This window comes from Porphyromonas canoris, assembly GCF_000765975.1.
GTDB classification, from domain to species: Bacteria; Bacteroidota; Bacteroidia; order Bacteroidales; family Porphyromonadaceae; genus Porphyromonas_A; species Porphyromonas_A canoris.
This window is the reverse complement of sequence record NZ_JQZX01000012.1, coordinates 208,274-231,161: the sequence shown is the minus strand read 5'-3', so window position 1 is coordinate 231,161 and position 22,888 is coordinate 208,274. Positions and strand designations below refer to the sequence as shown.

The 22,888-nt window shown below is 45.0% G+C and carries 20 protein-coding genes and 1 pseudogene; 15 read left to right on the top strand and 6 right to left on the bottom strand.

What is annotated here, in order from left to right:
- Positions 1 to 7: 7 nt before the first annotated feature.
- From HQ29_RS07465 to feoB, 6 genes and pseudogenes are all read left to right on the top strand, one after another.
- Positions 8 to 946 carry a hypothetical protein gene (locus HQ29_RS07465; RefSeq protein WP_036790101.1) on the top strand — a complete coding sequence of 313 codons (939 nt, stop codon included), beginning with the start codon at positions 8 to 10 and terminating at the stop codon, positions 944 to 946.
- Positions 947 to 1,405 carry a hypothetical protein gene (locus HQ29_RS07460; protein ID WP_036868810.1) on the top strand — a complete coding sequence of 153 codons (459 nt, stop codon included), beginning with the start codon at positions 947 to 949 and terminating at the stop codon, positions 1,403 to 1,405. It abuts the gene before it with no gap.
- 12 nt (positions 1,406 to 1,417) lie between these two features.
- Entirely contained in the window at positions 1,418 to 2,131 is a 714-nt protein-coding gene (gene rsmI, locus HQ29_RS07455; protein WP_036868808.1) for a 16S rRNA (cytidine(1402)-2'-O)-methyltransferase, read from the top strand.
- A gap of 50 nt (positions 2,132 to 2,181) precedes the next feature.
- Positions 2,182 to 3,060: a Cbp1 family collagen-binding glycoprotein adhesin gene (locus HQ29_RS07450; protein ID WP_036790092.1), complete on the top strand. Its 879-nt coding sequence runs from the start codon at positions 2,182 to 2,184 to the stop codon at positions 3,058 to 3,060.
- Positions 3,057 to 3,827: a metal-dependent transcriptional regulator gene (locus HQ29_RS09965; protein WP_052089968.1), complete on the top strand. Its 771-nt coding sequence runs from the start codon at positions 3,057 to 3,059 to the stop codon at positions 3,825 to 3,827. Before HQ29_RS07450 ends, HQ29_RS09965 begins: the two co-directional genes overlap by 4 nt.
- Positions 3,824 to 5,987, top strand: a pseudogene (feoB, locus tag HQ29_RS07435) (ferrous iron transport protein B). The gene HQ29_RS09965 and the pseudogene feoB overlap by 4 nt, the downstream one beginning before the upstream one ends.
- A gap of 313 nt (positions 5,988 to 6,300) precedes the next feature.
- On the opposite strand, the gene HQ29_RS07430 reads toward feoB, so the two are convergent.
- Positions 6,301 to 6,972 (bottom strand): class I SAM-dependent methyltransferase, encoded by a 672-nt coding sequence (locus HQ29_RS07430; protein WP_036868803.1) that lies wholly within the window; start codon positions 6,970 to 6,972, stop codon positions 6,301 to 6,303.
- A 30-nt stretch (positions 6,973 to 7,002) separates the two neighbouring features.
- Entirely contained in the window at positions 7,003 to 7,980 is a 978-nt protein-coding gene (locus tag HQ29_RS07425; RefSeq protein WP_052079518.1) for a cation diffusion facilitator family transporter, read from the bottom strand.
- A 219-nt stretch (positions 7,981 to 8,199) separates the two neighbouring features.
- On the opposite strand from HQ29_RS07425, the gene lptB reads away from it, so the two are divergent.
- The 4 genes from lptB to HQ29_RS07405 are packed head-to-tail and all read left to right on the top strand — an operon-like array spanning position 8,200 to position 11,187.
- Entirely contained in the window at positions 8,200 to 8,946 is a 747-nt protein-coding gene (gene lptB, locus HQ29_RS07420) for an LPS export ABC transporter ATP-binding protein (RefSeq protein ID WP_036790076.1), read from the top strand.
- On the top strand, positions 8,943 to 9,569 hold the full coding sequence (gene recR / locus HQ29_RS07415) for a recombination mediator RecR (protein WP_036864870.1): 627 nt from the start codon (positions 8,943 to 8,945) through the stop codon (positions 9,567 to 9,569). Before lptB ends, recR begins: the two co-directional genes overlap by 4 nt.
- A 19-nt stretch (positions 9,570 to 9,588) precedes the next feature.
- A complete protein-coding gene (gene xseA, locus HQ29_RS07410) occupies positions 9,589 to 10,968 on the top strand; it encodes an exodeoxyribonuclease VII large subunit (protein WP_052089966.1) in 1,380 nt (459 codons plus the stop codon).
- A gap of 12 nt (positions 10,969 to 10,980) precedes the next feature.
- Positions 10,981 to 11,187: an exodeoxyribonuclease VII small subunit gene (locus HQ29_RS07405; RefSeq protein ID WP_036790070.1), complete on the top strand. Its 207-nt coding sequence runs from the start codon at positions 10,981 to 10,983 to the stop codon at positions 11,185 to 11,187.
- A 405-nt stretch (positions 11,188 to 11,592) separates the two neighbouring features.
- Here the strand turns inward: HQ29_RS07405 and HQ29_RS07400 are convergent, their stop codons facing one another.
- On the bottom strand, positions 11,593 to 12,627 hold the full coding sequence (locus HQ29_RS07400) for a YbjQ family protein (protein WP_036790067.1): 1,035 nt from the start codon (positions 12,625 to 12,627) through the stop codon (positions 11,593 to 11,595).
- Positions 12,628 to 13,304: 677 nt separating this feature from the next.
- On the opposite strand from HQ29_RS07400, the gene HQ29_RS07395 reads away from it, so the two are divergent.
- Genes HQ29_RS07395 through HQ29_RS07380 form a run of 4 tightly spaced genes read left to right on the top strand, consistent with a single transcriptional unit; the run spans position 13,305 to position 18,568 of the window.
- On the top strand, positions 13,305 to 14,159 hold the full coding sequence (locus tag HQ29_RS07395) for a GLPGLI family protein (RefSeq protein WP_036868801.1): 855 nt from the start codon (positions 13,305 to 13,307) through the stop codon (positions 14,157 to 14,159).
- Between the two features lie 4 nt (positions 14,160 to 14,163).
- The gene (locus HQ29_RS07390) at positions 14,164 to 15,030 is read left to right on the top strand and encodes a GLPGLI family protein (RefSeq protein ID WP_161781568.1); all 867 of its coding nucleotides are present in this window, start codon (positions 14,164 to 14,166) and stop codon (positions 15,028 to 15,030) included.
- A complete protein-coding gene (locus tag HQ29_RS09960) occupies positions 15,030 to 15,863 on the top strand; it encodes a GLPGLI family protein (RefSeq protein WP_052089964.1) in 834 nt (277 codons plus the stop codon). Before HQ29_RS07390 ends, HQ29_RS09960 begins: the two co-directional genes overlap by 1 nt.
- Positions 15,860 to 18,568, top strand: a complete 2,709-nt coding sequence (locus HQ29_RS07380; RefSeq protein ID WP_036868787.1) for a hypothetical protein — start codon at positions 15,860 to 15,862, stop codon at positions 18,566 to 18,568. The genes HQ29_RS09960 and HQ29_RS07380 overlap by 4 nt, the downstream gene beginning before the upstream one ends.
- A gap of 28 nt (positions 18,569 to 18,596) precedes the next feature.
- Here HQ29_RS07380 and HQ29_RS07375 read toward each other — a convergent pair whose 3' ends face one another.
- The gene (locus HQ29_RS07375) at positions 18,597 to 19,514 is read right to left on the bottom strand and encodes a DUF5694 domain-containing protein (RefSeq protein WP_036868784.1); all 918 of its coding nucleotides are present in this window, start codon (positions 19,512 to 19,514) and stop codon (positions 18,597 to 18,599) included.
- 596 nt (positions 19,515 to 20,110) lie between these two features.
- Between HQ29_RS07375 and HQ29_RS07370 the strand changes: the two genes are divergently transcribed.
- Entirely contained in the window at positions 20,111 to 20,629 is a 519-nt protein-coding gene (locus tag HQ29_RS07370; RefSeq protein WP_036844835.1) for a hypothetical protein, read from the top strand.
- 223 nt (positions 20,630 to 20,852) lie between these two features.
- Here HQ29_RS07370 and nagB read toward each other — a convergent pair whose 3' ends face one another.
- Positions 20,853 to 21,644 (bottom strand): glucosamine-6-phosphate deaminase, encoded by a 792-nt coding sequence (nagB, locus tag HQ29_RS07365; RefSeq protein ID WP_036844832.1) that lies wholly within the window; start codon positions 21,642 to 21,644, stop codon positions 20,853 to 20,855.
- 36 nt (positions 21,645 to 21,680) lie between these two features.
- Positions 21,681 to 22,877, bottom strand: coding sequence for an FprA family A-type flavoprotein (locus HQ29_RS07360; RefSeq protein WP_036790048.1), 1,197 nt, complete (start codon positions 22,875 to 22,877; stop codon positions 21,681 to 21,683).
- Positions 22,878 to 22,888: the final 11 nt, after the last annotated feature.

Below are 22,888 nucleotides of genomic sequence, written 5' to 3'. Positions count from 1 at the left end.
AAGCACTATGAACACAAACTTTATTAGACTGGTTGGATTGCTGTTTGCCACTTCCCTCTTATCCGGTTGTTTGGGGGGGAAAGGTCCGGATCCGACCCCAAATCCCGTTCCACCTCCCGAGACTCTTAACATCTCATCCGTAGTGATTCGTGAATATCTTTTTTCAGATGATACTCCGATATTTGTGCAAGAACAATTGTGGAAAGAAGGACACCTATCATTGGAAAATACAAATATTCTCGATCTGTTTCGTCCGGACATCAAGTATCATACAACCCTTAGTTATGTAAGATCAGGAGAGGATAAAGTAGAGATAAGAACCATTCCTAATATAAAAAAGCTCAATGAGACAAAGCCATATCTCACCGCTTCGCTGCAAAAAGGAGCAGATGGAGTCTATTCGGGATACGAGGTTAAGTTTGCAGAAAACATAACCAGAATTCCTCATATGCTTGGACATGAAACTTCCAAGATTGAAGGACAGGATAACTCTAAACCGACTCTTATCTCTAATAGCTTGCATGATATTGCTATGGATTGGGACATCAAAGGGAAATTGAGTTCTTACACGGTAACCAATAAGACAGAAAACAAAAATATCCCCCATATATCTTCAAGAAAGATTGTTCTGCGATATCAAGAGGTTCAGAGTCTGGATGTGAGTGTCAACAATATCAGACCTGGAGTTTTCTGGGCAATTTCCCCTGTTTTTGGGCTAAATCCATCTTTAGGTCTTCATACATACAATGTGCTGTCAGAAGCCCTGAAAGAGCCTAAGCATCTTCCCATATCAATGACAGAGATAGCAGAAGGGGTAACAAATGAATACCAATTTAGCTATGCATGGTTCTCTCCAACTGAACTGCATATTGCTCGAATCATGAAAGAAGCCGCACCTTTCGACAGCAGAAACAGGAAGTTTATTATACATTTCAATGTCTTATAAATGGTATCTAACAAAAACATAGAACGTTATATTGAACAGATAGAAGATCTTATTACCGATTTGTCTCACAAGCTTGATGCTCTCAAGGCAGAGCTAAAGAGGGCAGATAGTGAGATACAAGAAGAAAGACAAATCGAAGAAGAAACTTCGGCTTCTGATGTTATGTTCATTCCTAAAGCTACGACAAGTCAGGTTGAGAAACCAACCATGGCTAACAGCATAAAAAAGGAGGTTGTAAACCCTCTGAGGGAGTACATCAGTATGTTTGACTATTTTTACTTCCGAAGAGAGCTATTCTTGGATAGCGAAAGTTTGATTGAAAGTGAGTTGGATACACTGACTCATTTGGCAGACTTCTCTTCTGCAACAAAACATCTTGCAGCTAACTATCCTTGGGTAAAAACGGATGAACCGGCAGCAAAAGCGTTTCTTGAAATAGTGGAAAGATATTACGCATAAAACTTTTGCAAAATGGGATGGCTGACTATCATACCAACCCCTATTGGGAATTTGGAAGATATTACTCTGAGAGCCTTGAGACTGCTTAGAGAAGCCGACGTCGTGCTTGCGGAAGATACTCGAACAACACTTAAACTTCTACGCCATTTCGAGATCTCTCCGAGAGAACTTCGTAGCCATCACATGCACAATGAGCATACTACGGCAAAGTCCATAGCTACTGCCATCGCGGATGGGCAAAAAGTAGTTTTGGTCTCTGATGCAGGAACACCGGGGATTTCAGATCCGGGATTTATTTTGGTACGGGAATGCTTACTGCTGAATCTTAAGGTTGAGTGTCTTCCCGGTGCCACTGCCTTTGTTCCGGCTCTTGTTGCCTCCGGTTTACCTTGTGATAGATTCTCATTCGAGGGTTTTCTACCACAGAAAAAAGGAAGGCAAACTCTGTTGGAAGATATTTCCAAGCGTACAACTACAACCATTTTATATGAGGCTCCAACAAGATTGTTAAAGCTATTAGAACAGCTATCAATACTTCTTGAACCGGGAAGAGAAGTCGTAGTGGTACGGGAAATATCAAAAATACATGAGGAGTATCACAGAGGTACATCCTCCGAATTGTGTGAATATTTTAGAAATCAACCGCCTCGTGGTGAGATTGTAGTGCTTATTGCTCCCTCTCCCACTCCGGAGCGTGTACATAAGAATAAGTATAAGGAGCCTTAATCTCCTTCATGTCCAACAAGTGAAAAGATCACTTTAAAACAGATTTGAATATGAAAAAAACAGCATTTATTACTCTCGCTATTTGCGCAATGACTCTTGTCTCTTCTTGTGGAAAGCATTCTTCCGCATATAAGAACCTGCAAGCGAAATATGATTCCTTGGAAATGGTATCCAGAACAACTGAAAGCAATCTGGAAGAAATGCTAACCGTAATCAATGAGGTAGAACAAAGCTTTGAAGAGATTCGTGCAGCAGAAAACTTTGTTGCGATCAAACACAAAAGTGGTGAGCTTACTGCTTCTACTCGTGAACAGATTAAGAATAACATGCAGTTGGTTGCAAGCACTCTTAAAGAGAATAGAGAAAAGATCGAACTTCTCAATGAGCAGCTGAAGAAAAACTCTGCAGCGGCAAAACTTTTGGGCAGCAAGATCAAGAGAATGACCGATGAAATTCAGAGAAAAGAGAGCGAACTCGTTGCTCTTCGTAATGAACTTGCAATGAGAGACGTCAAAATAGAACAGCTTGATAGTGCACTTGTGAGATCTGCTCAAAATGTGGATGTCCTTGCTCAAGAAAATGCAGCACAACAAGCAGCTATTGCACAACAAGATGCTGCTCTTAATGCAGTGTTCTATTGCTTTGGAACATCTTCGGAACTTAAGGAGCACAAAATCCTTACCGGAGGATCTATCTTCTCCTCTCCAAAAGTTTTGGCAGAAGGCTTCAACAAAGATTACTTCATCAAGATGGACCGCAGAGAGCTTCACACCATTCCTCTATTTGAGAAAAAGGCTGTACTCCACACTAAACACCCTGCAAGTTCATACTCATTGGATAAGGGTTCCGACGGTAATCTTACTCTAAACATTAAGAACACAAAAGAGTTCTGGAGTTTAAGCCAGTACCTCGTGATCGAAGTTAAATGACAATAGTACTCATACTCTTACTTCTTCTGAGCCTGATATATATAGTCTGGCTCAGGAGAAGTCTCTTTATCTCCAAGAAGGAAGACGTTCCTCTTGAAGATCTTATGAAAAAAATGTACTCCAAACAGATGGAGTGCATCACGTTGGATTGTGCTACTTCTTTCTGGAATATCAGAGAGGAGGAAGCGCAATCTTTCTTATTGAAGGCAACCAAGCGAGGATGGCTGACAACTCTCGACTATAAGACATTCACTCTTACCGATGCAGGTAAAAATATGGGGCAACACCTCTCCAGAGCACACAGGCTATACGAGACCTATCTTGCCGAAAAGACAGGATACTCATCAGAGGAGTGGCATAAGCTTGCAGAGAAAATGGAACACAAACTCTCTCCTCAGAAGTTGGAAGAGCTCTCTGTAAGTCTTCATCACCCCAAGTACGACCCACATGGCTCCCCAATACCTCAGCCAAACGAAGAGATTCCAATAGCTCCTCCTTATAAGTATGATATTACTCCCAAAGGCAATAGTTCATTATGGGATCTTGAATTTGGAGAGGTTGCCAAAGTAAAAGGTCTTGGCTACCAATTGGCAGGAGACAGAAGAAAACGTCTGTTGGATCTTGGATTTGTGAAAGGCTCTCTTGTGAGACTATATCTCTGTAGCCCGACCGGAGAGACAAAAGCCTTTTTAGTACGAAACACTGCCATCGCATTGCGCAAAGAGCAAGCAGGCTATATTTATATAGACAAGGTAGAGCAGTCATGAAAAGACAAAATGTACTCCAAGGAGGCTCAAATACCATTGGAGCCAAGTACACCATAGCCCTTGCCGGTAATCCCAATACCGGTAAGAGTACTCTCTTCAATGGTCTTACAGGACTCCATCAGCATACAGGCAATTGGCCCGGAAAGACCGTAGCAAGAGCCGAAGGGAGTTATACCTATGAAGGAGAGAAGTATCGCATTGTGGACTTACCCGGTACTTATTCCCTTTTTTCTCGTAGCGAGGATGAAGAGATTGCACGCAACTTTATTCTCTTCGGTCAGCCGGACGCTACGATTATCGTTGCAGACGCAACCCGTTTGGAGCGTAATCTGAACCTAACTCTCCAAATCTTGGAAATAACAGAGAATGCTATTTTGGTTGTCAATCTCATAGATGAAGCTCGCTCCATGGGGATTATGATAGATGCCAAAATACTTGAAAGGAGGCTTGGCATACCCGTTGCACTTGTTTCAGCCAGAAGCGGAGAGGGCTTGGATCTTCTACTCAAGACCATTTCTCAGGTTATTAAAGGAGATATTGTCTGCCGGCCTCATCGAATACAGAATCTTAGCGGAAAAGCAGCCGAAGCCATAGAGGCTGTGGAGCAAGAAGTAAAAAATGTCTATCCCGATCTTCCCAATGCCAAATGGGTTGCGATGAGACTCATCGAGGGAGACGCAAAGATTATAGAAGCTGTAAGAAGCGGCAAATGGATAGACGAAGAAATACTACTTCAATGATATGAAAGAGAGAGAGCTTATTATACAAACAGCCAACAAATGGAAGTGGGAAGTCGGAAAAGACTTCCACGATAAAGTCTCCGAAGCTATATATGCCGATGCAGAGGATATCTGCAATGAAGCGATAAAGTACGAAGATAACAATAAAAGAAGAGGGTTTGATGCCAAACTGGATAAGATATTGGCAAGCAAGCGATGGGGTTATCCCATTATGATTTCTCTTCTTGCCGTAGTTCTCTGGATTACTATTGTCGGGAGCAATTATCCCTCCCAGCTGCTCTCCTCTTTTCTTGTGGGAAAACTGTACCCTCTCCTAAAAGGTTGGACCGAAAGTTTTCTGCCTGCTCTTTTATCCGGATTCCTTATAGATGGCGTCTATCTCACTACCGCATGGGTTGTCTCTGTGATGCTCCCTCCCATGGCTATCTTCTTTCCTCTGTTTACTCTTCTGGAAGATTTCGGCTACCTCCCAAGAGTGGCATTCAACATGGACGGACTTTTCAAAAGAGCAGGAGCACACGGCAAACAGGCACTCACAATGACCATGGGATTCGGATGCAATGCTGCGGCAATAGTCTCTACTCGTATTATAGACAGCCCCAGAGAGAGGCTGTTGGCAATAATCACCAACAACTTTTCCCTCTGCAATGGGCGTTGGCCGACACAAATACTTTTGGCATCCATATTCATAGGCCCTTTAGTTCCTGCCCGCCTCTCCGGCACACTCTCCATCTTGTCGGTATTGGCTGTTGCCCTTTTGGGAATCGTATTTATGTTTGGCAGTAGCTTCCTGCTTAGCAAGACACTACTCAAGGGGGAAGTCTCTACTTTCAACCTGGAACTTCCACCATATCGTCCACCACGTTTTTGGCAGACACTCTACTCCTCTTTGGTAGACAGGACACTGGTTGTATTGGGACGAGCAGTTGTTTTTGCGGCTCCGGCAGGAGCTCTCATTTGGCTGATTTGCAACATCGAAATCGGGAATATCAGTCTGGCAGCCCATGTTGTGGATCTCTTTGACGAGTTTGGGCTTTTCTTTGGTCTGAATGGAGTTATTCTTCTTGCCTACATCGTAGCCATCCCTGCGAATGAAGTTGTCATCCCGACAATACTTATGCTTACTATACTTACGGTACCCGAACTCTCCGGATTGGGAGATGGTGCCGGAATACTTTTTGAAGGCGAAAATGCAGGCATTACCGAAAACATATTAAGAGCCGGAGGATGGACACCGCTTACAGCCATCTGCGTTATGCTTTTCAGTCTGTTGCACAACCCTTGTAGCACCACACTCTATACCATATACAAGGAGACCAAGAGCATCAAGTGGACAACCATCTCTGCCTTAATACCCATTGCTTTTGGCTTTATACTCTGTGGAATAGTGGCAGGAATTACCCGTTTCTTTTTATCATGAACTTAACTTAAATGTTCCTTCTTTACGATTTGGGAATAGAAAAGAACTCCTAACAACCGATATATGGTAAGGTTTCCGATATAGACTATTCTAAATACAAGCTGTTCGGTCTTCATTCAAGCGAGATAGCCTATTTGGGATGGATTAACCCTCCCGTGAATCTGCCGGAATACGAACTCACGGTAAAAATTATATTTGAAGATGGAGATTTAAGGACAGCTTCTACAAGTGTAGCTCCTTAAACAAAATCCATCCGATTTATTCAACAGAAAAAGGCATTCGGAAATTCTCGAATGCCTTTTCTCGTATCTGCTTATTTGATACACCTGAATACCATTATGGAGTTGTGGTTGCTGACCTCCACTCCGCCTTTATAAAGAGACTTAAACTTCTCCTCCATCTCCTCCTTGGTAAAATGAGGAGGGACAAAAACGCCCTTACGGTTCAGTACCAAACGTACAAGAGCATCACCGATCCTCCTTTCTCCCTTGACGTAGAAATTTCCAAGAAAGCAACCTCCCGGCTTCAGTACTCTGTACAGTTCGGCAAGAGCACGCTCTTTATCGGGAAAAGCGTGAAATCCGTTCATGCAAAGGACTATATCGAAACTCTCATCTTCATACGGCAGTTGCCCCACATCTCCCCATTCCAACGAGAGTTGAGAGAGTCCCATATCCTGTTTTCTCTGTTCTGCCACAGCAAGCATCTCGCGAGAGTAGTCCACTCCCACGATAGAAGCATTGGGCAGACCGGCATAGGTAGAAGCAGTAAAGACCAGCGTTCCGGAGGGTACATCCAGCAGGCGACCGGAAAAACCGGAGGGAATCATCCCCATTACCTCTCTTGCTATCTTATTATCGTCCACCTGCCAGAGGCAGTTCATGTAGAGATGAGACCACCAAGTGCTTCCCGTAATGAAGTTATCGTAAAACCGGATACCTTTTTTATAGGCATTTTTAGGCTTGGAAGATTGCTCGCTACACATAAGAATTACGCTTAAAAATATCTTTCCCTGCTATCTCAACTCATCCTTTTGTATCAGATCACGCCTGCCATTGCATCCGTCATATTCTATCTGAAGAGTGGTGTGTCCTATACCGAACTTCTGCATGAGCAGATGCTCCACCTGCTCTCTCAATGCTCCTGCTTCCGACAGTCTGAGATCCTCTTCCAGATTAACATGCGCCTCCAAGAGCATGTGTTCGTCATCCAGTCTCCAGATATGCAGGTGGTGCAAATTCTTTATTCCTTTGATTGCCTCTACCTCCTCTTTCAGCAGAGAAGGATCTATCTCTTCCGGAGCACTCTGCATCAGTATGCTCACAGTCTGCTTCACTATACCCCATGTATGCACAATGATATAGATGCCCACCAAGACCGTTACAAGAGGATCCAGCCAGTAAAGATTCCACAGCCATATTGCTATACCTCCCATGATTACAGCGACCGAAGAGAGTGTATCCCCAAGAAGATGAAGATATGCAGCCTTCACGTTCAGGTTGTGCTCACGATCCTTATGGAGTATGACCACAGAGATCAGATTTGCCAAAAGTCCGAATATCGCCACGGCAAGCATCATCGCCCCACGTATCGGCTCCGGATTCAAAAAGCGGTGATAGGCCTCCACGAAAAGGTAGACGCATATCCCTATAAGTACCACGGCATTAAACAGGGCAGCCAATATCTCTGTCCGCTTATAGCCAAATGTCTTTCTGGTATCTGGTTGCTTCTCTGCGTGCTTTCCTGCAAGGAATGCAATAAAGATTGCAGACGAGTCTCCCAGATTATGTATGGCATCGGAGATCAGGGAGAGACTGTTGGAAAGTATTCCTCCTACAATCTGAAAAATCGTGATGGAAAAGTTCAAGATCGTAACCCATAGCAGCTTTCTTCCCCTCAGATCCTTACCATGGTGGCAGTGATCATGCCCGTGATGTCCGTGCGAATGCTCATGACAATGGGAGTGAGTGTGATTGTGGTGTTCTGTTTTCATATCGGTAAAATATCTGTAATAGAACTGTTTAATCGCATATACTTACACAAATATCCGTCAATTATCATTATCATGCAATACCTAAACCTAAGTATCCCTCGCTTGTCTTCTACCTTCTTCCGGTCTGCCACTCTCCGCAAGAGAGGGCATACGCATACACTTGGCTGTATGGGGCAAAATGTCTATTTTTGAAAGGCATAACAAGCAAGCATATATCCTATGAAACTCCGGACGGAAGACTTAGTAAAAAAATATAAGAACAGAACCGTGGTCAACCACGTATCCATTGAAGTATCTCAAGGCGAGATTGTAGGACTCTTGGGACCCAATGGAGCAGGTAAGACCACTACATTTTACATGACCGTTGGTCTGGTTCTTCCCAATGAGGGAAAGATCTTCCTCGATGACGAAGAGATTACTCACGAGCCCATTTACAAGCGAGCGAGGAAAGGCATATCCTATCTTGCTCAGGAGGCTTCCGTATTCAGAAAGATGACCGTAGAGGATAACATCCGCTCCGTATTGGAGATGACCAGTAAGCCTAAAGAGTATCAGAAAGAGAAGTTAGAAAGTCTCATCTCCGAGTTTGGGCTCCATAAAGTGAGACACAATCTGGGAGATCGTCTTTCGGGTGGTGAGCGTAGAAGAGCGGAGATAGCCCGTTGCCTCGCCATAGAGCCCAAGTTTGTGATGCTCGACGAACCTTTTGCCGGAGTAGACCCCATAGCGGTACAGGATATTCAGAGTATTGTTGCCAAGTTGCGTGAAAAGAATATCGGTATTCTCATCACCGACCACAACGTGTACGAGACACTATCCATCACAGACCGTGCTTATCTTCTGTTCGAGGGGCGAGTGCTTTTCCAGGGAACAGCCGAAGAGCTTGCCGAGAACGAGATCGTAAGAGAGAAGTATCTGGGTAAAGACTTCGTATTCCGCAAACGCACGTTCGACCGGGAAGGATGATACGGTTAGACCAACAGTCTCGCCTGCTGCAAGAAGCGGTAGATGCTCTAAGCACTCTGCCCGGAGTAGGCAGTAAAAGTGCATTGAAGCTGGCTCTCTATCTCCTGAGACAGGAGAAACAGTTTACCAAGAACATATCTGCCAAGATAGATGCTTTGGTCGAGGGCATTCACTACTGCGATCGTTGCCACAATCTTTCCGATACAGACCTCTGCATGATCTGCTCCAACCCAGCCAGAGACTCCCGTATCCTCTGCGTGGTGGAGAGTGTAAAGGAGGTTTTGGCTGTTGAGAACACCGGACGTTTCAACGGTCTCTATCACGTTTTGGGCGGAGTGATCTCCCCGATGGACGGTGTAGGACCTTCCGAACTCCATATTGACGATATTCCCGACAGGGTCAAAAGCGAAGGCGTGGAAGAGGTCTTGCTCGCACTGAGTACCACCATGGAGGGAGATACGACCAACTTCTACATCTACCGTCTCCTTAAAAATCTCGATGTCAAAGTCTCTGTGATCTCTCGTGGCATAGCCATAGGGGACGAGCTGGAGTATGCAGACCAACTCACTCTCGGTAGAAGCATAGACCACCGGATAGATTTCGAGTCTACCCTAAGAGGATAACCGCCATAAAGTATCAGATATGCCCCCTCCCAGCAGAACCTTTTATGCCGATGAGCACAGCAGTGTTGCGTCCGGTCTACGCCTAAGCGAGCTTACCGGGATAGTGGAAGATCTCATCTCTTCATCGTTCACTCGTCCGCTGTGGGTGGTGGCAGAAGTTTCCGGCATGCAGGTCAATAGAAGCTCCGGACACTGCTACATGGATCTGATAGAGAAAAACGACCAGGGAAAGATAGTAGCATCCATTCGGGCAATGATATGGAGCAGTCAGTACAGACTCATCTCCGAAAAGTTTTACGAAGAGGCAGGGGTGGAGCTGAGCGAAGGTTTGGAGTTGCTCCTCATGGTTTACGTCAGATACAGCCCGGTATATGGGCTTTCTCTGAATATTGTCGGCGTGGATGCCACCTACTCTTTGGGAGCCATGCGAAAGCAGAGAGAGGCTACCATAGCAGCACTGAAAGCATCCGGCATTTGGGATATGAACAGAGCTCTTCCACTCTCTCCTCTCCCCCGAAAGATAGCAGTAATCTCTTCGGCTACGGCTGCCGGATGGGGCGACTTCCATAACCAACTCACACGCAACGACTATAACATCCGCTTTGCAGCTACACTCTTTCCTGCCATTATGCAGGGGAATGAAGCGCCGGCAAGCATCATCTCCGCTCTCGATGCCATTATGGACTCCGGGCAGGAGTACGATGCCGTTGTCATCATTCGGGGAGGAGGAAGCCGCTTAGACCTTTTGGCGTTTGACAATGCCACGCTCTGCGAACATGTTGCACAATATCCCTACCCCATCATATCCGGTATAGGGCACGACAGAGACCTCTCTATCCTGGACATGGTGGCACACACCGCTCTAAAGACACCTACTGCCGTCGCCACCTTTCTCATAGATAAAAATCTATACTATATCTCTGCCGTCTCCTCCGCAGAGGAGCGTTTGGTAAGATTGATGGGCGGACAGAAACAGCTGTTAGAGAGCAGACTCCGCGTATTGATGCACAAACAGAGACAGCTGCTATACCTGCGCACCTCGGAGATAGAGCAAAGAGTGGGCGCACACTACCTCCGTCTGCAACGCTTTTGGGCATCGCTGACGGCACGAACAGAGAGCAGAATAGCATCCGACACTGCTCGACTGAAACGCTCCATAGCATCATGGGAACCGCTGCAACGGCAAAGACTCTCCTCTTTGGAGGAACGGCTGCGCCTTTTAAGCCCGGACAGAATCCTCTCTTCCGGGTATGCGCTTTTTGTCGGATCGGATGGCAAGAGCATTCGCTCTGCTTCACAGACTCATCCGGGCGAAGATGTGAAAATATTATTGGGCGACGGAGCGGTATCTGCCACTGTTACCGGAGTGGAAAAGAGAGAAGAAGAGTACAACGATTAGACAAATAAAAATATGGCTAAAAAGAAATTCAACTATACCCAAACGCTGAAAGAGATAGAAGAGAACCTCTCCCTCATCGAGCGGAACGAACTTCCGATAGAAGAGATCTTGAAGCTAAGCAGAGCCACAGCCTCGATGATAAAGGAGTGCAAAGGCGAGCTGAAAAGTCTGCAAGAGGAGATAGACAAAATAGTGGAAGAGATAGAGAGCAACGGATAACCTCTCTCCCTCTGCATCAAAACGGATTACGGTCTTCCCCATTCCATACTCTTTGGAATGGAGAAGACCGTTTCTCTTTTCAAGATAGCCGATTCAGGAAAAAGATGTTTGGCTTCTCGCCTCGCTTCTACCCTGTTTGAAAATCGTTCTTCTACGATAGCAACCGATTTTAGAACAAATCCATAGAATATAAGTTCCGCATTACCCTTAGAGTCGTACCGAAGCTGTTTTCAAAGTCTATCGAGATGAACAAAAGCAGCACTCCTTTATATCACTTATTCCTATTTTGTTGGAGAGAAATGTTTTTAGGGAACATTTTTGAAGTCTTTAGTTTACAACATAATTCATAGTTTTGTCTCAACAATGGCGCTGACTTAAATACTACTATTTGTCATTTATTCTGTTTCAAGCTTTGTTAAATAGTGTCCTAAGGCTTGATAACTTTTTCTTGAACTCGTTTATTGAATCTACTTGATAAGAAAACAGACCCTTAATGTTTAGTCCACAATTCAAGTCTTCACAAAACTCATTGCTCTCATCATTCTTGTGTCCATTAGGGCAAATGTATTGCCTCTTCTCCCCTTTGCTGAAAAGCCCTTTAGTAGAGATAAAACTACCAACATCCGGGAGATTATCTATTATATGCTCCATCTCTTCCATCCTTTTGAGGTCTTCAATATCGTATGAATCGGATTGAGTCCTTAAAAGATAAGTAGAGTTTGTAAGGTCTTCTTTTATTGCCAAGAGTATTCTCTCCGAGTCAAATAGATTGCAAGCAACTATGAGATCACCCATGACTGCTTTGTTCTCTTTTCTCTTTTCGTATGCTCTTCTCGTAACCATCTCTTTGGGTATCGCTCCCAAATATTGCGTGATAAAGCTTATTTCTTCTGTTGTCCTTCCAGAGTTTTGGATAAATCTGTCCAATAGATTGTCTATTATTTCTTCTTGTGGGTTTTCAAGAAGGAATGTCCTCCACTCTTCTTTTATCTCCTCTCCATCATTTATACCGGAAACGATGGATTGCCTTAGCATTTCCCTTTCCAACTCAGCCCCATCTATTGAGTATTCACTCAAAACTTTGAATTTATTATCTTCTTTTTCTTCTATGATACAAGCTGTCCCGGAAGCAGATAGCATTATCATAGATTTCCCCTTTCCGGAAATCTCATCAAAATCGACCTTGAAACCTAAAATACAGTTTGCTCCCTTTCTTTTTGCTTTCTCTTTTAGCTTATTGGTTGCATCCTTATATATAAGGTCCATTTTCTTTTGATAGGAATATGAATACCCTCCAAATATATCTGTTATTGAAGCTGAGAAATCAGAAAAGAAATTGGTTCCGAGAACCATATTTACGCAGATGGTTTCTACATAACGCTTAACAGCATAACCTTCTATATTGTTTGTTGTTGTAATGATAAAATCTCTATTCTTCATAATTAAATTTTTGTGAGTTTTCTCATAATGCAAATATTATAGATTCAATAGCAAATGAATGACAGCAAAACACCATTAAGGGCTGCAACATCCGCTTCTATATTAAGTCATCCGACGCAAATATAAAGTTTTTTAACAAGCATAACAAAAAGATTAAACTTTATCGGACTATGTCATACCCGACCAATAAAAAAGATAAAGAGCTGATTTTCGTAATGAAATCAGCTCTTTACTTTTATCCCCTTTCGGTAAAGTTTATAGAGCAGTAGAGTTCAAAAATCTACACAAACCTATTTACAAGTCTCTTTTAACGGGTTCAAAACGCACTCCGAATACTTTCACTACCGTAAATCAGGGCTTGACTTCCAAAAATTGAAACTTGACTGCAACAAATCAAGCCTTGATTTGCAGAAATCCGGACTTGGTTTACACAATTATTCCTGTTTATCCGAACTTCTGAACATGATAAACAAAACTTCTATACGGGTTAAAAAGAGTTGTTCGACAGGGAGAAAGTTTCCTCCGTACAGAACGGCATCAACAGCTGAAAGGTGAGAGTTTCAATACAAATCTATTCAAGAAGCATTAAAAAAGTGCAAAAGAGAAAACACCCGACTTTTTATAGAAATATTTTACTTACCTTGCAAAGCAAACAACCACGAATACACCATACACTTATGAGACAAATCATTTTTCCTGTATGCCTGTTGCTCTCTCTGCTACTCGGAACAGCGGAAAGTGCCACCGCACAAAGCAGTGAAGTTTATAGAGCCATCTATCAGGTAAGAGGCTCGTACACGCCTCAAGAAGCCGTAGATAAGGGTTCATATACAGAGGCTGTTCTGGAGATCTATCCGGATAGAAGTTTCTTCTTCGACCGCTGGTTTCAGGTCGGCGACTCCGTTTACCAAGCATCGTTGGACTTGGACGGAGATATGCTTAGAGCCGCTCAGGCAAAACGGAGAACGGGTGTGGCTCCCGGTCTGAAAATAGGTGTGAAGAGCTTCTTTGCAGATAACAACAGAGAGACATACCATGTCATCGGAGTGGATTTGTACTGTTACGAAGAGGAGCTGAACCGCCCTGCCTGGGAGGTGATACAGGATAGCACGGCAGTAAAGAGCGGTTACAACTGTGTCATGGCTAAGGCTCAATATCTCGGAAGAGAGTGGATAGCGTGGTACACATCCGATATTCCCTCTCCCACTGGACCATGGAAACTGTGGGGTCTGCCCGGGCTTATCGTCGAAGCTAAAGATAGTGAGGGACTTTTCTCATTTACTCTCGCCTCGTTCTCTGCCACTACTCCTGAAAGGCTGTACGGCGACTTCTCGAAGTATAAAGATGCCTGGAAGAAGCGACAGACAAGAAAGAAGAAACAGGTGGTGGAAACTCTTTCGTTCTTTATATCCGATCCGGTCGGGTATCTGCATACCACAATGCCGGGAAGAATAAAGCGCATAGAGGATAAAGATGGCAGAGAGATCACCGGAGAAGAGCTACGGAACGAGTTTTTTTATTTGGAAAGATAACGATATGAAAGCGAAACAGAATCTTACTTTAGCCTTGCTGGCTGCTCTGCTGTTCTGTACGGCAGGAAGTGCCATGGCGGAAAACAATGAGGTTTATAGAGCTGTCTACAAGGTACAAGGCTCGTATACGCCTAAGAAAGCAAAGAATAAATCTTCATATACAGAGGCTGTTTTGGAGATTTCATCGGATAAGAGCTTCTTCTTTGACCGCTGGTTCGAGGTGGGAGATTCCATATATCAAGCCTCTTTTGACAAGGACAAAGACCGCTCCAAGGCTGTTCTGGCAAGGCAAAGATCGAGTGTAAGACCCGGTCTGAATATCGGTGTCAAGAATGATTTTTCGAGCAACAGCAGAGAGACTATTCATGCTGTCACTGTCGATTTATTCCACTACACGGAGGAGCTGACCCGCCCTGCCTGGGAGGTAATGCAGGATAGCACTGCGGTAAAGAGCGGTTACAACTGCATCATGGCTAAGGCTCAATATCTCGGAAGAGAGTGGATAGCGTGGTACACGCCCGATATTCCGTCTCCTGCGGGACCATGGAAACTGTGGGGTCTGCCCGGACTCATCGTCGAGGCTAAAGATAGTGAAGGTCTCTTCTCATTCACCCTATCCTCTTTCTCTGCCACTACTCCGGAAAAGCTGTACGGCGACTTCTCGAACTTCTCGAAGTATAAGGATGCTTGGGAAAATAAGCACATGGGGAAAAAGAAACAGGTATTGGAGGCTTTCGCTTTCTTTATATCCGATCCGGTCGGCTACTTTCGCTCCATATATCCGGGAGCAAAGGTTACCGTTACGGATCAGAATGGCAATAAACTGTCTCAGGAAGATCTGCTCAGAGATTTTGTTTATCTGGAAAAGTGATGAAAATGAGAAAGGCAACACTCCTTTCTGCCCTGCTCTTCGTGGCGACTTTATCTGTTTATGGGCAGACCTATGGCTATAAAGTTCACTATCTGTTGCATAAACAGTACGAAATCTCAAAGGATAAAAAGCCGGATCCGGAGGAGATGATTTTGGAGATTATGCCCGATGAGAGCCACTATTACAGCAAGGTATTGGCTTTCATGGACTCTACCATTTTATCCAAAATCAGTACCGGAAGTGGCGTAAAAGAGGCGATGTGGGAAGATCCGAATATCGAAGAGGAGGGAGAGCCGATATATATACGCTCCTCGTTCGATAAGCAACAGCGTGAGGTCTCATACCGGATACTCGAAGAGGAGTACTCCTACACCGAAAAGGTTACCGCCCCCGAATGGCGCATCTTAGCGGATAGCACCAAACGGATTGGAGCATACAGCTGCACTCTTGCCCGTGCTTCGTACATGGGACGAGAGTGGCAAGTGTGGTACACGCAAGAGATCCCATCTTCCGCCGGACCTTGGAAGCTGTGGGGATTGCCGGGTCTGATACTTGAAGCGAAAGATATGGAAGGTATTTTTGAATTCTCTTTTCTCGGCTTTGAAGAGCAGACAGAGGAGAAGAGTTACGCTAAAGCGAGACGCTCTCTTATGCCTCATATCAGCAGCAAAAAGGCATCGAAGCAGAAGGTAGAAGAGCTTTACGGAAACTTTATAGCAGATCCTTTCGGCTTCTTGATGCAGACTTCGCCGGATGTTAAGATCATTTCCAATGGAGAACCAATGCTTACACCCACTTGGGAAAAGATGAACTATATACCGCTTGAAAGATGATAACGTCTAAGATAAACCTGCGTATTCTCTCTCTTTTTGCCCTCTTCTTTGTGGGCTCTACCGCTCTGCTTCATGCCCAAAACACAATCTCCGGATGGGTTAAAGAGAAAGACAACAACAAGGGAGTGCATCATGTCTCGGTGTCTGTCGTTTCCGGTGATAACGGAAAGATACTCGGCGGGACATTTACAGATGAAAAAGGATTCTTCAAAATAACGACCAAGCAAGAGATCGGTAAGGTTAAAGTGATCCTCTTATTCAATCACCTCTCTTATAAGAAGCTGACCAAAACGGATCTCGGAGCCGTTCTGAACGGTCAGAGTTTCTTTATGGAGCCTCGGACAGAGAAGTTGAAAGAGGTTGTTGTACACTCCACTCCCGTGCGCCAACGTGGAGACACGACGAGCTATTCGGTCAATCAGCTCAAAGCATTAGGCGATCGCTCTCTCGAAGATGTCTTAAAGCGGATACCGGGAATGAGTGTAGACACTTCGGGAAAGATAAGATACCAGGGCAAAGACCTGAGCAAGCTGTACGTCGAAGGTATGGATCTGATGGGAGGACGATATTCGCAGGTAACAAGAAACCTCACCACGGAAGATGTTGCATCCGTTGAGTTACTGGAAAATCACGAGGCAATAAAGATGGATAAAGATATTTCCAGAAGTGAAGAAACGGCTCTAAACATCCGTCTGACCGAGAAAGCGAAGTTGAACTGGATCTATTCGTTGGAGACCGGAACAGGTATCAACAGAGATGCCAAGCCGCAATACCTCGTGGAGGGATCGGCTTCCACATTCGGAAAGACCTTTCAAACGATGCTGATAGCCAAGGGCAATAATGAGGGGAAAGAGATCCTTTCGGAAATGAATCGCTTTGGTTACGATGGTTCACCATGGAGCATCATAAGCCGTGGACAGAGTAAAGGCAGCGACTTTTTCTCTTCAAGTGCCGATCTTGGCGATCATATCGTGAGAGCCAAAGGCAGAATAAACCAATCCGCAAGCGGTTCTGCCAATCATATAAGAAAGTTTTCGGAAGATGCCCAATGGCGTATGAACGTGAACTATGGCTTTGACAAGGCAGACAGACGTGCGTTATACACCACTCTTTTCAGGACTTCTCCCACCGAACAGACCAAGATAGAGGAGGAGCAGATACTGTCTCACAAACACCATCAACTCTCTTTGGAGAGCAGCTATACGTTCAACGGACAGTCGAGATATACTAGAGTGAAGACCGAGTTTTCGCTTCTGCACAAAGAGCTGCAAGGAGAAAAGATAGCCAACAAACACCCTTACGAGGAGTTTACAAAGTCTCCATCCGGTACGCTATCCAATGATATAGAGTGGAGCAAAAAGTTCGGAAAGGGACGGATAAGGTTTTCGGATAATCTTTTTGGTACTTATCGCCCCAACTCTCTTGCGCTTCATGCTCCCAAGGGACTCTCTGACGGAGCCACGGACATACTTCAAAAGATCGAGAGCAAGAGCTTCGGCAATGCGGCTTCTCTCTCTTACTACTACACCGGAAAGGGATGGGAGCTTGATCTGGGCGTGAATGTGGATCTCAACAGAGAGGAACTCTCCAGCTCATTGACGGGTCTGAAGTTTGCCGGTACTCACCCCACTTCGGGCAGTATTACCTATCAGGAAGCCAAGACAACCCTTAATCCCTCCTTGATTTGGAACTATAAGTACATCCGTCTCGCCCTTACTCCTGCCGTAACATGGATGCTTGCCTCCTCGAATGAAAAGGGATCGAAAGAGAAGCCTATCCTAATCTCTCAAAACGATATTCGCTTCACCCCGTCTCTTTACTTGAGATACGAGCCATCTTCAAGCTTCTACTCCACTCTGGGATGCAGCTACAACGAGGGCGACGGCTCTTATCCTCTCTTTCTTTATACGCCATACATCTTCCGAGGGATAGGCAGAATAGGAACGGGCGAAGCCGCCTGGTGGAAGACAAGAGCCTCTTCGGCATGGCTCTACTCCGCTTATAAAGATGTGCTCAACTTCTTCTCCGCATCCTACAATCTGCGATACACGAACGCACTATCCCCTCGCAGCTCATCCTCTTACCTCGATGGCATTTACATCATATCCAGACCGGACTGGAGGGAGACCCATAGTGAGTCGTTCTATCAATCGCTCTCCGTGCAAAAGTCTTTCCGCTCCATCGGTCTCACGACCAACTTAGAGGTGAACCACTCCATAGCCAAAGGCAAGATCGTACAGCAGGAAAAAGTGTTCGATCACCGCACTCAAGGAGTCATGGCATCCCCTACAATAGAGTGGCTGGCTTCGAGAAAACTGAGCTTCAAATACAGTGGGAACTACTCTCTATCCCTTTTCGGACTGAAGGATAGCGACAGAAAGGAGGCTAAACAGACCAATATGTACCACTCGTTCTCCATGTATGCCCGCCCGACCTCACTGTGGACACTGAAAGCGAGTGCCAATATGTACGACAGCAAAAACTCGGACATCGAAGGCGGCAAACGCAGAGGGATATGGTTCTTTGATGGAGAATCTCAGTATGTATTCCCTTGGGCTACGGTGGTACTAAGTGTTCGGAACTTGGGACAGAACGATATATACCGCGTGGAGAGCCGGAATGGTCTGAACGCCCACTCCTCTACCTTCTTCCTCCGACCGAGTGAAGTTTTGCTCTCGTTCAGGTGGAATCTGACTAAAAAATAGGATGGGCAGATAGAGAGGAGCGGAAAGGTTAGTGGTACATCAACCTCACTTTCAGCTCCGGATAGCATTTTTCGAGAGCCTCTTTCAGCCCCACAACGTGCCCTGCACCTACTATCACAATGCTTCTCAGGTGAGAATTGTCTCTTACTTGAGAAGCAATATTTTTTGCCATACGGCTGTTCCTTTCGTCCCAATACTTTGCAGCCTCTTCGCTGTACGGGGTGGAAGACTTCACGTATCGGAACGAATTGACAAGATGTTTCCGATACAGAGAAGCCGGACTATTGGTATACTTGCCGAGACGACCCAATAGAGCCGGAAGGATAGAGCGGTTGTAGTCTCTCTTTATCAACCGATCCCCCTCTCTGTTGTCTCCATTCTTCTCCCCTGCCTTACGGGCTTGAGACCATGCCTTGTAGTACTTATCGGTGGTCTGCTGGTCGTCCATACAGTAGAGTTCCCTGATATTCATTGCAGTTGCGAGCTTGAAGGAGAGATCCTCATTCTCATTTCCAAACGCTTTATCCGCTCCTTTCACGCCATACTTTCGCAGATAGTTGTAGTAGAGATGGTTTGCCCGGTCTCTCTTAATAAGATATGCTTCGGAAAGGAATCCGAAATCCTCTTCCGTCAGCTCTGCCAATGGCAGAGAGCGAAGCTCTTCAAATCGGTTCTCGTCCATGCTCTTTACGGCTCTGAGAGAGTCCGATATGTGGAGAAATCGGGGTGTAAAAAATTGCAGACTAACGGTATCGTTCGGGCAGATAAACTCCACATAAACCGCTTCCGGCTTATACTTCATGGCATAGCGTAGCAGAGGTTTGTAGCTGTTCTTTACAATGGCAGGCACGGAGTGCATCGTTCCCATGATCAGAACCTCTTTCTCCTGACTCGCCATGCTCATCGAAAGGGCAAAGAAGAGCAGTAACCCAATGTATTTTTTCATATCTTATTCCTGTATCATTCTTACAAAGACGAGAGAGAAATACTCTGTTCATCAAGGTTTAACGCGCCTAAAGTTACAAAAAAACAGATACCGAAGCGTGAGGCATGGCGCAAAGATCTTTCTATATTCACTTTCAAAATCTCTTTTATAAGGCATTAAAAACTGCTTTGAAAGTGAACAGAATGAGACTTCAAGGCTCGAATGGTAGAAATCAAATCTTGAATCTTACAAACCAAGCCTTGATTTGCAGGGAACAAAGCTCGATTTGTAGTTTTTAATCTGTTCGGGGATAAAAATAAACACATTAAATCTCTCTTGTAAACAGGTTCATATTTTGCTCTACCGGCAAAAAGCAGGGCATCCGTACCGCTACCGCTTGCATATCGATTCTATCTGATTACAAGGGAGTAAGCCTGAAACTCTTACCTCGACACACTCCATTGAACCCCCTTCTGTTTCGCAACAGCACTACGTTCACAGCCAAAAAGTCCGGAGCAAGATTTATGGATCGGGGCGAGTTTGTTCTAAGAATAATTATTATATTTACGCCTGTAAACTTTTATTTTTCAATACTAAATTCTAAAAAGCCAACAGCTATGAATGCAACAAAACTTATTAAACTTTTTTCTTTGGTTGTTTCGGCTATCTTGCCGCTCCTTTTTGTTTCGTGTGATATAAATAACCAAATGCCCGATTGCGGACAACCTCTTCTAAGAAATCATGTATGGCAAGGCACAGCCACACACGAAGATGGTTCCGGAGATGTTACCCTTGTTTTTATGTCGGGAGACTTGACCAAGCTCAACCCTAAGGCAACGATAAAAAATGAAAATGAGGGAAAGTCCGGTGGCAATGTAGAGGAAGGTGTTGTTTATATTACCTACAAAAAAGGGCTTACTTGGGAAAGAAAGGGAACGTATAGATTCCAAAATGATGCCTTGAGCATTGTTACTTATGTCGATATTGACAAAGAACCTTGGCTCAAAAAATGGCAGGAGTTTGTATTTGTAAAGAAAGAGTGGACAAAAAACAAGCTACATCTGGAAAACATCAATAAGGATGCCGAGGTACTTAGGGTATTGACTTTGAACCCGGTCTCTCAAAAAGAGAAGTAGAACCAATTGATATTATAATCATACAGGTAAGTGCGAAAGCACACTTTCAAACGGGACTGTTTACCGTCTGAAAACAAAAAAAATCACTACTAACAGGTGTTACAACCCTTTTAGTAGTGATTTTTTTTGCTTTATGGATAAAGGTATGCTCTTAATCTTTTCTCGCTGAACCGATGTTACTCAAGCCTCCTTTATCTCATTACCGAACTCTCTTCAAAGCCTCTTAGAGGTTTGCACGCTCGATGTCTTTGAAATACTTATAGGTTCCCACTTTCAGCTCTGCCGTAGCATCTTCATCGCAGACAATGATGCCTTTCGGGTGCATCTGCAGTGCGGAGATGGTCCACATCTGATTGATGCTTCCCTCCACCGCATGGTAGAGCGCACGTGCCTTGCCTAAGCCATTGACCAGAATGATAACCTCTTTGGCATCCATCACGGTGCCCACACCCACTGTTACCGCTGTGGTAGGCACTTTGGAGATATCACCGCCGAAGAAACGGGAGTTTGCTGCTATCGTATCCGATGTCAGCGTCTTCACTCTTGTGCGTGAGGCAAGCGAAGATCCCGGCTCGTTGAATGCAATGTGTCCGTCCGGACCTATACCGCCAAGGAATATATCTACTCCGCCAACCTGCTTCATCTTTGCCTCGTATGCCTCACATTCGGCTTGTATATCGGGGGCATTGCCGTTGAGGATATTGACATTCTCTTTCGGGATGTCTATATGGGAGAAGAAGTTGGTCCACATAAAGGTGTGGTAGCTCTGTTCGTGGTCTTGTGGCAGCCCGATGTACTCGTCCATGTTGAACGTTACAACGTTGCGGAAAGAGACCTTACCCTCCTTGTGAAGGCGGATAAGGTTCTTGTACAATCCCATCGGCGTAGAGCCGGTAGGCAGTCCCAATACAAATGGTCGGTCTGCGGTAGGAGCAGCATCGGCAATACGTTTTGCAACGTATTCTGCTGCCCATAGCGACATCCGATCATAGTCGGGTTGGATAATAAGTCTCATAAATCTTTTGTGTTGTATGGAATATACTTCTGTATCTTAGTCTTTCAACAGCTGTTCTGCCAGACGCTTTCCGAGATCCCATGCTGCGGCGATGTCTGCATCCTTCATCTCCATCTGGATCTCCACGCTGTTCTCTTCGAGTGTCTCCCATTTCATGGTTTCGGCAAAGGGTTTGAGATTCTTCACGGCAGCACCATTCCATGTGTAAGAACCAAAGCAGGCAAAAAGCTTACCCTTGACACCACGGCTCTCGATCATGTTCATCGCTGTCTCTACCACAGGATAAAGTCCGTTGTTGTACGTTGGGCAACCAAGTACCACAGCCTTATAACGGAAGACATTGGAGAGGACATAAGAGGGGTGCATCGTGGATGCGTTGCAGAGTACCACATTCTTCACGCCGTGATGAGCCAATGAACGTCCGATCACTTCCGCCACCTCTTCGGTGTGTCCGTACATGGAACCGTAGATAATGGTGGCTCCCACTTCCCACTCATCCTTGCTGAGCTTGTCGTAAAGAGCAATGATCTCTCCGGCATACTTTCTCCAAACAGGTCCGTGAGTGGCACAAATGGTTCCGATTTCAAGACCGGCACACTTGGCTATCGCTTTTTGTGTAAACGAGCCATACTTGCCCACGATGTTGGAATAGTAGCGATACACTTCGTTGTAGAACGCTGTACGATCTACCTCTTCATCGAAAATACCACCATCCAACGTACCGAAAGATCCGAACGCATCGGCAGAGAAGAGCACCTTTTCCTTAGCATCGTAAGTGAACATCACTTCGGGCCAGTGCACCATGGGAGCAAAGATAAATTGGAGTTCGCGGGATCCGATGTTGAGCTTAGTGCTTTCGTCCACGATCACGACATTGTCCGTGATGTCAAAGTAGCCCTTAAGCATATCGGCACTTTTCTTATTCACCACAAACTGAATATCGGGATACTTGTGCTTAAGGACACGGATAGAGCCTGAGTGATCCGGCTCCATGTGATCCACGATCAGATAGTGAAGCGGTTCATCACCAAGTATTCTCTCAAGATTGTTAAGGAATCTGTCTGCATAGCAAATATCGACGGTGTCTATGAGTACATTCTTTTCGTCTTTGATCAGATAGGAATTGTACGCCACACCGGCAGGCAGAGGCCACAGGTTTTCAAAAAGATGTTTCGTTCTGTCGTTTACGCCAAGATAGTAGGTAGAGTCGTTTACCTTTGGAATGTAATACATTTTTATATCGT

Coding starts and splice junctions, on each gene's coding strand:
- HQ29_RS07360 (WP_036790048.1), bottom strand. CDS start 22,877: ATGTATTACATTCCAAAGGTAAACGACTCTACCTACTATCTTGGCGTA.
- HQ29_RS07370 (WP_036844835.1), top strand. CDS start 20,111: ATGAATGCAACAAAACTTATTAAACTTTTTTCTTTGGTTGTTTCGGCT.
- HQ29_RS07460 (WP_036868810.1), top strand. CDS start 947: ATGGTATCTAACAAAAACATAGAACGTTATATTGAACAGATAGAAGAT.
- HQ29_RS07425 (WP_052079518.1), bottom strand. CDS start 7,980: ATGAAAACAGAACACCACAATCACACTCACTCCCATTGTCATGAGCAT.
- HQ29_RS07380 (WP_036868787.1), top strand. CDS start 15,860: ATGATAACGTCTAAGATAAACCTGCGTATTCTCTCTCTTTTTGCCCTC.
- HQ29_RS07430 (WP_036868803.1), bottom strand. CDS start 6,972: ATGTGTAGCGAGCAATCTTCCAAGCCTAAAAATGCCTATAAAAAAGGT.
- lptB (WP_036790076.1), top strand. CDS start 8,200: ATGAAACTCCGGACGGAAGACTTAGTAAAAAAATATAAGAACAGAACC.
- HQ29_RS07400 (WP_036790067.1), bottom strand. CDS start 12,627: ATGAAGAATAGAGATTTTATCATTACAACAACAAACAATATAGAAGGT.
- HQ29_RS07405 (WP_036790070.1), top strand. CDS start 10,981: ATGGCTAAAAAGAAATTCAACTATACCCAAACGCTGAAAGAGATAGAA.
- xseA (WP_052089966.1), top strand. CDS start 9,589: ATGCCCCCTCCCAGCAGAACCTTTTATGCCGATGAGCACAGCAGTGTT.
- HQ29_RS07450 (WP_036790092.1), top strand. CDS start 2,182: ATGAAAAAAACAGCATTTATTACTCTCGCTATTTGCGCAATGACTCTT.
- HQ29_RS09960 (WP_052089964.1), top strand. CDS start 15,030: ATGAAAATGAGAAAGGCAACACTCCTTTCTGCCCTGCTCTTCGTGGCG.
- HQ29_RS07395 (WP_036868801.1), top strand. CDS start 13,305: ATGAGACAAATCATTTTTCCTGTATGCCTGTTGCTCTCTCTGCTACTC.
- rsmI (WP_036868808.1), top strand. CDS start 1,418: ATGGGATGGCTGACTATCATACCAACCCCTATTGGGAATTTGGAAGAT.
- nagB (WP_036844832.1), bottom strand. CDS start 21,644: ATGAGACTTATTATCCAACCCGACTATGATCGGATGTCGCTATGGGCA.
- HQ29_RS07465 (WP_036790101.1), top strand. CDS start 8: ATGAACACAAACTTTATTAGACTGGTTGGATTGCTGTTTGCCACTTCC.
- HQ29_RS07375 (WP_036868784.1), bottom strand. CDS start 19,514: ATGAAAAAATACATTGGGTTACTGCTCTTCTTTGCCCTTTCGATGAGC.
- HQ29_RS09965 (WP_052089968.1), top strand. CDS start 3,057: ATGACAATAGTACTCATACTCTTACTTCTTCTGAGCCTGATATATATA.
- recR (WP_036864870.1), top strand. CDS start 8,943: ATGATACGGTTAGACCAACAGTCTCGCCTGCTGCAAGAAGCGGTAGAT.
- HQ29_RS07390 (WP_161781568.1), top strand. CDS start 14,164: ATGAAAGCGAAACAGAATCTTACTTTAGCCTTGCTGGCTGCTCTGCTG.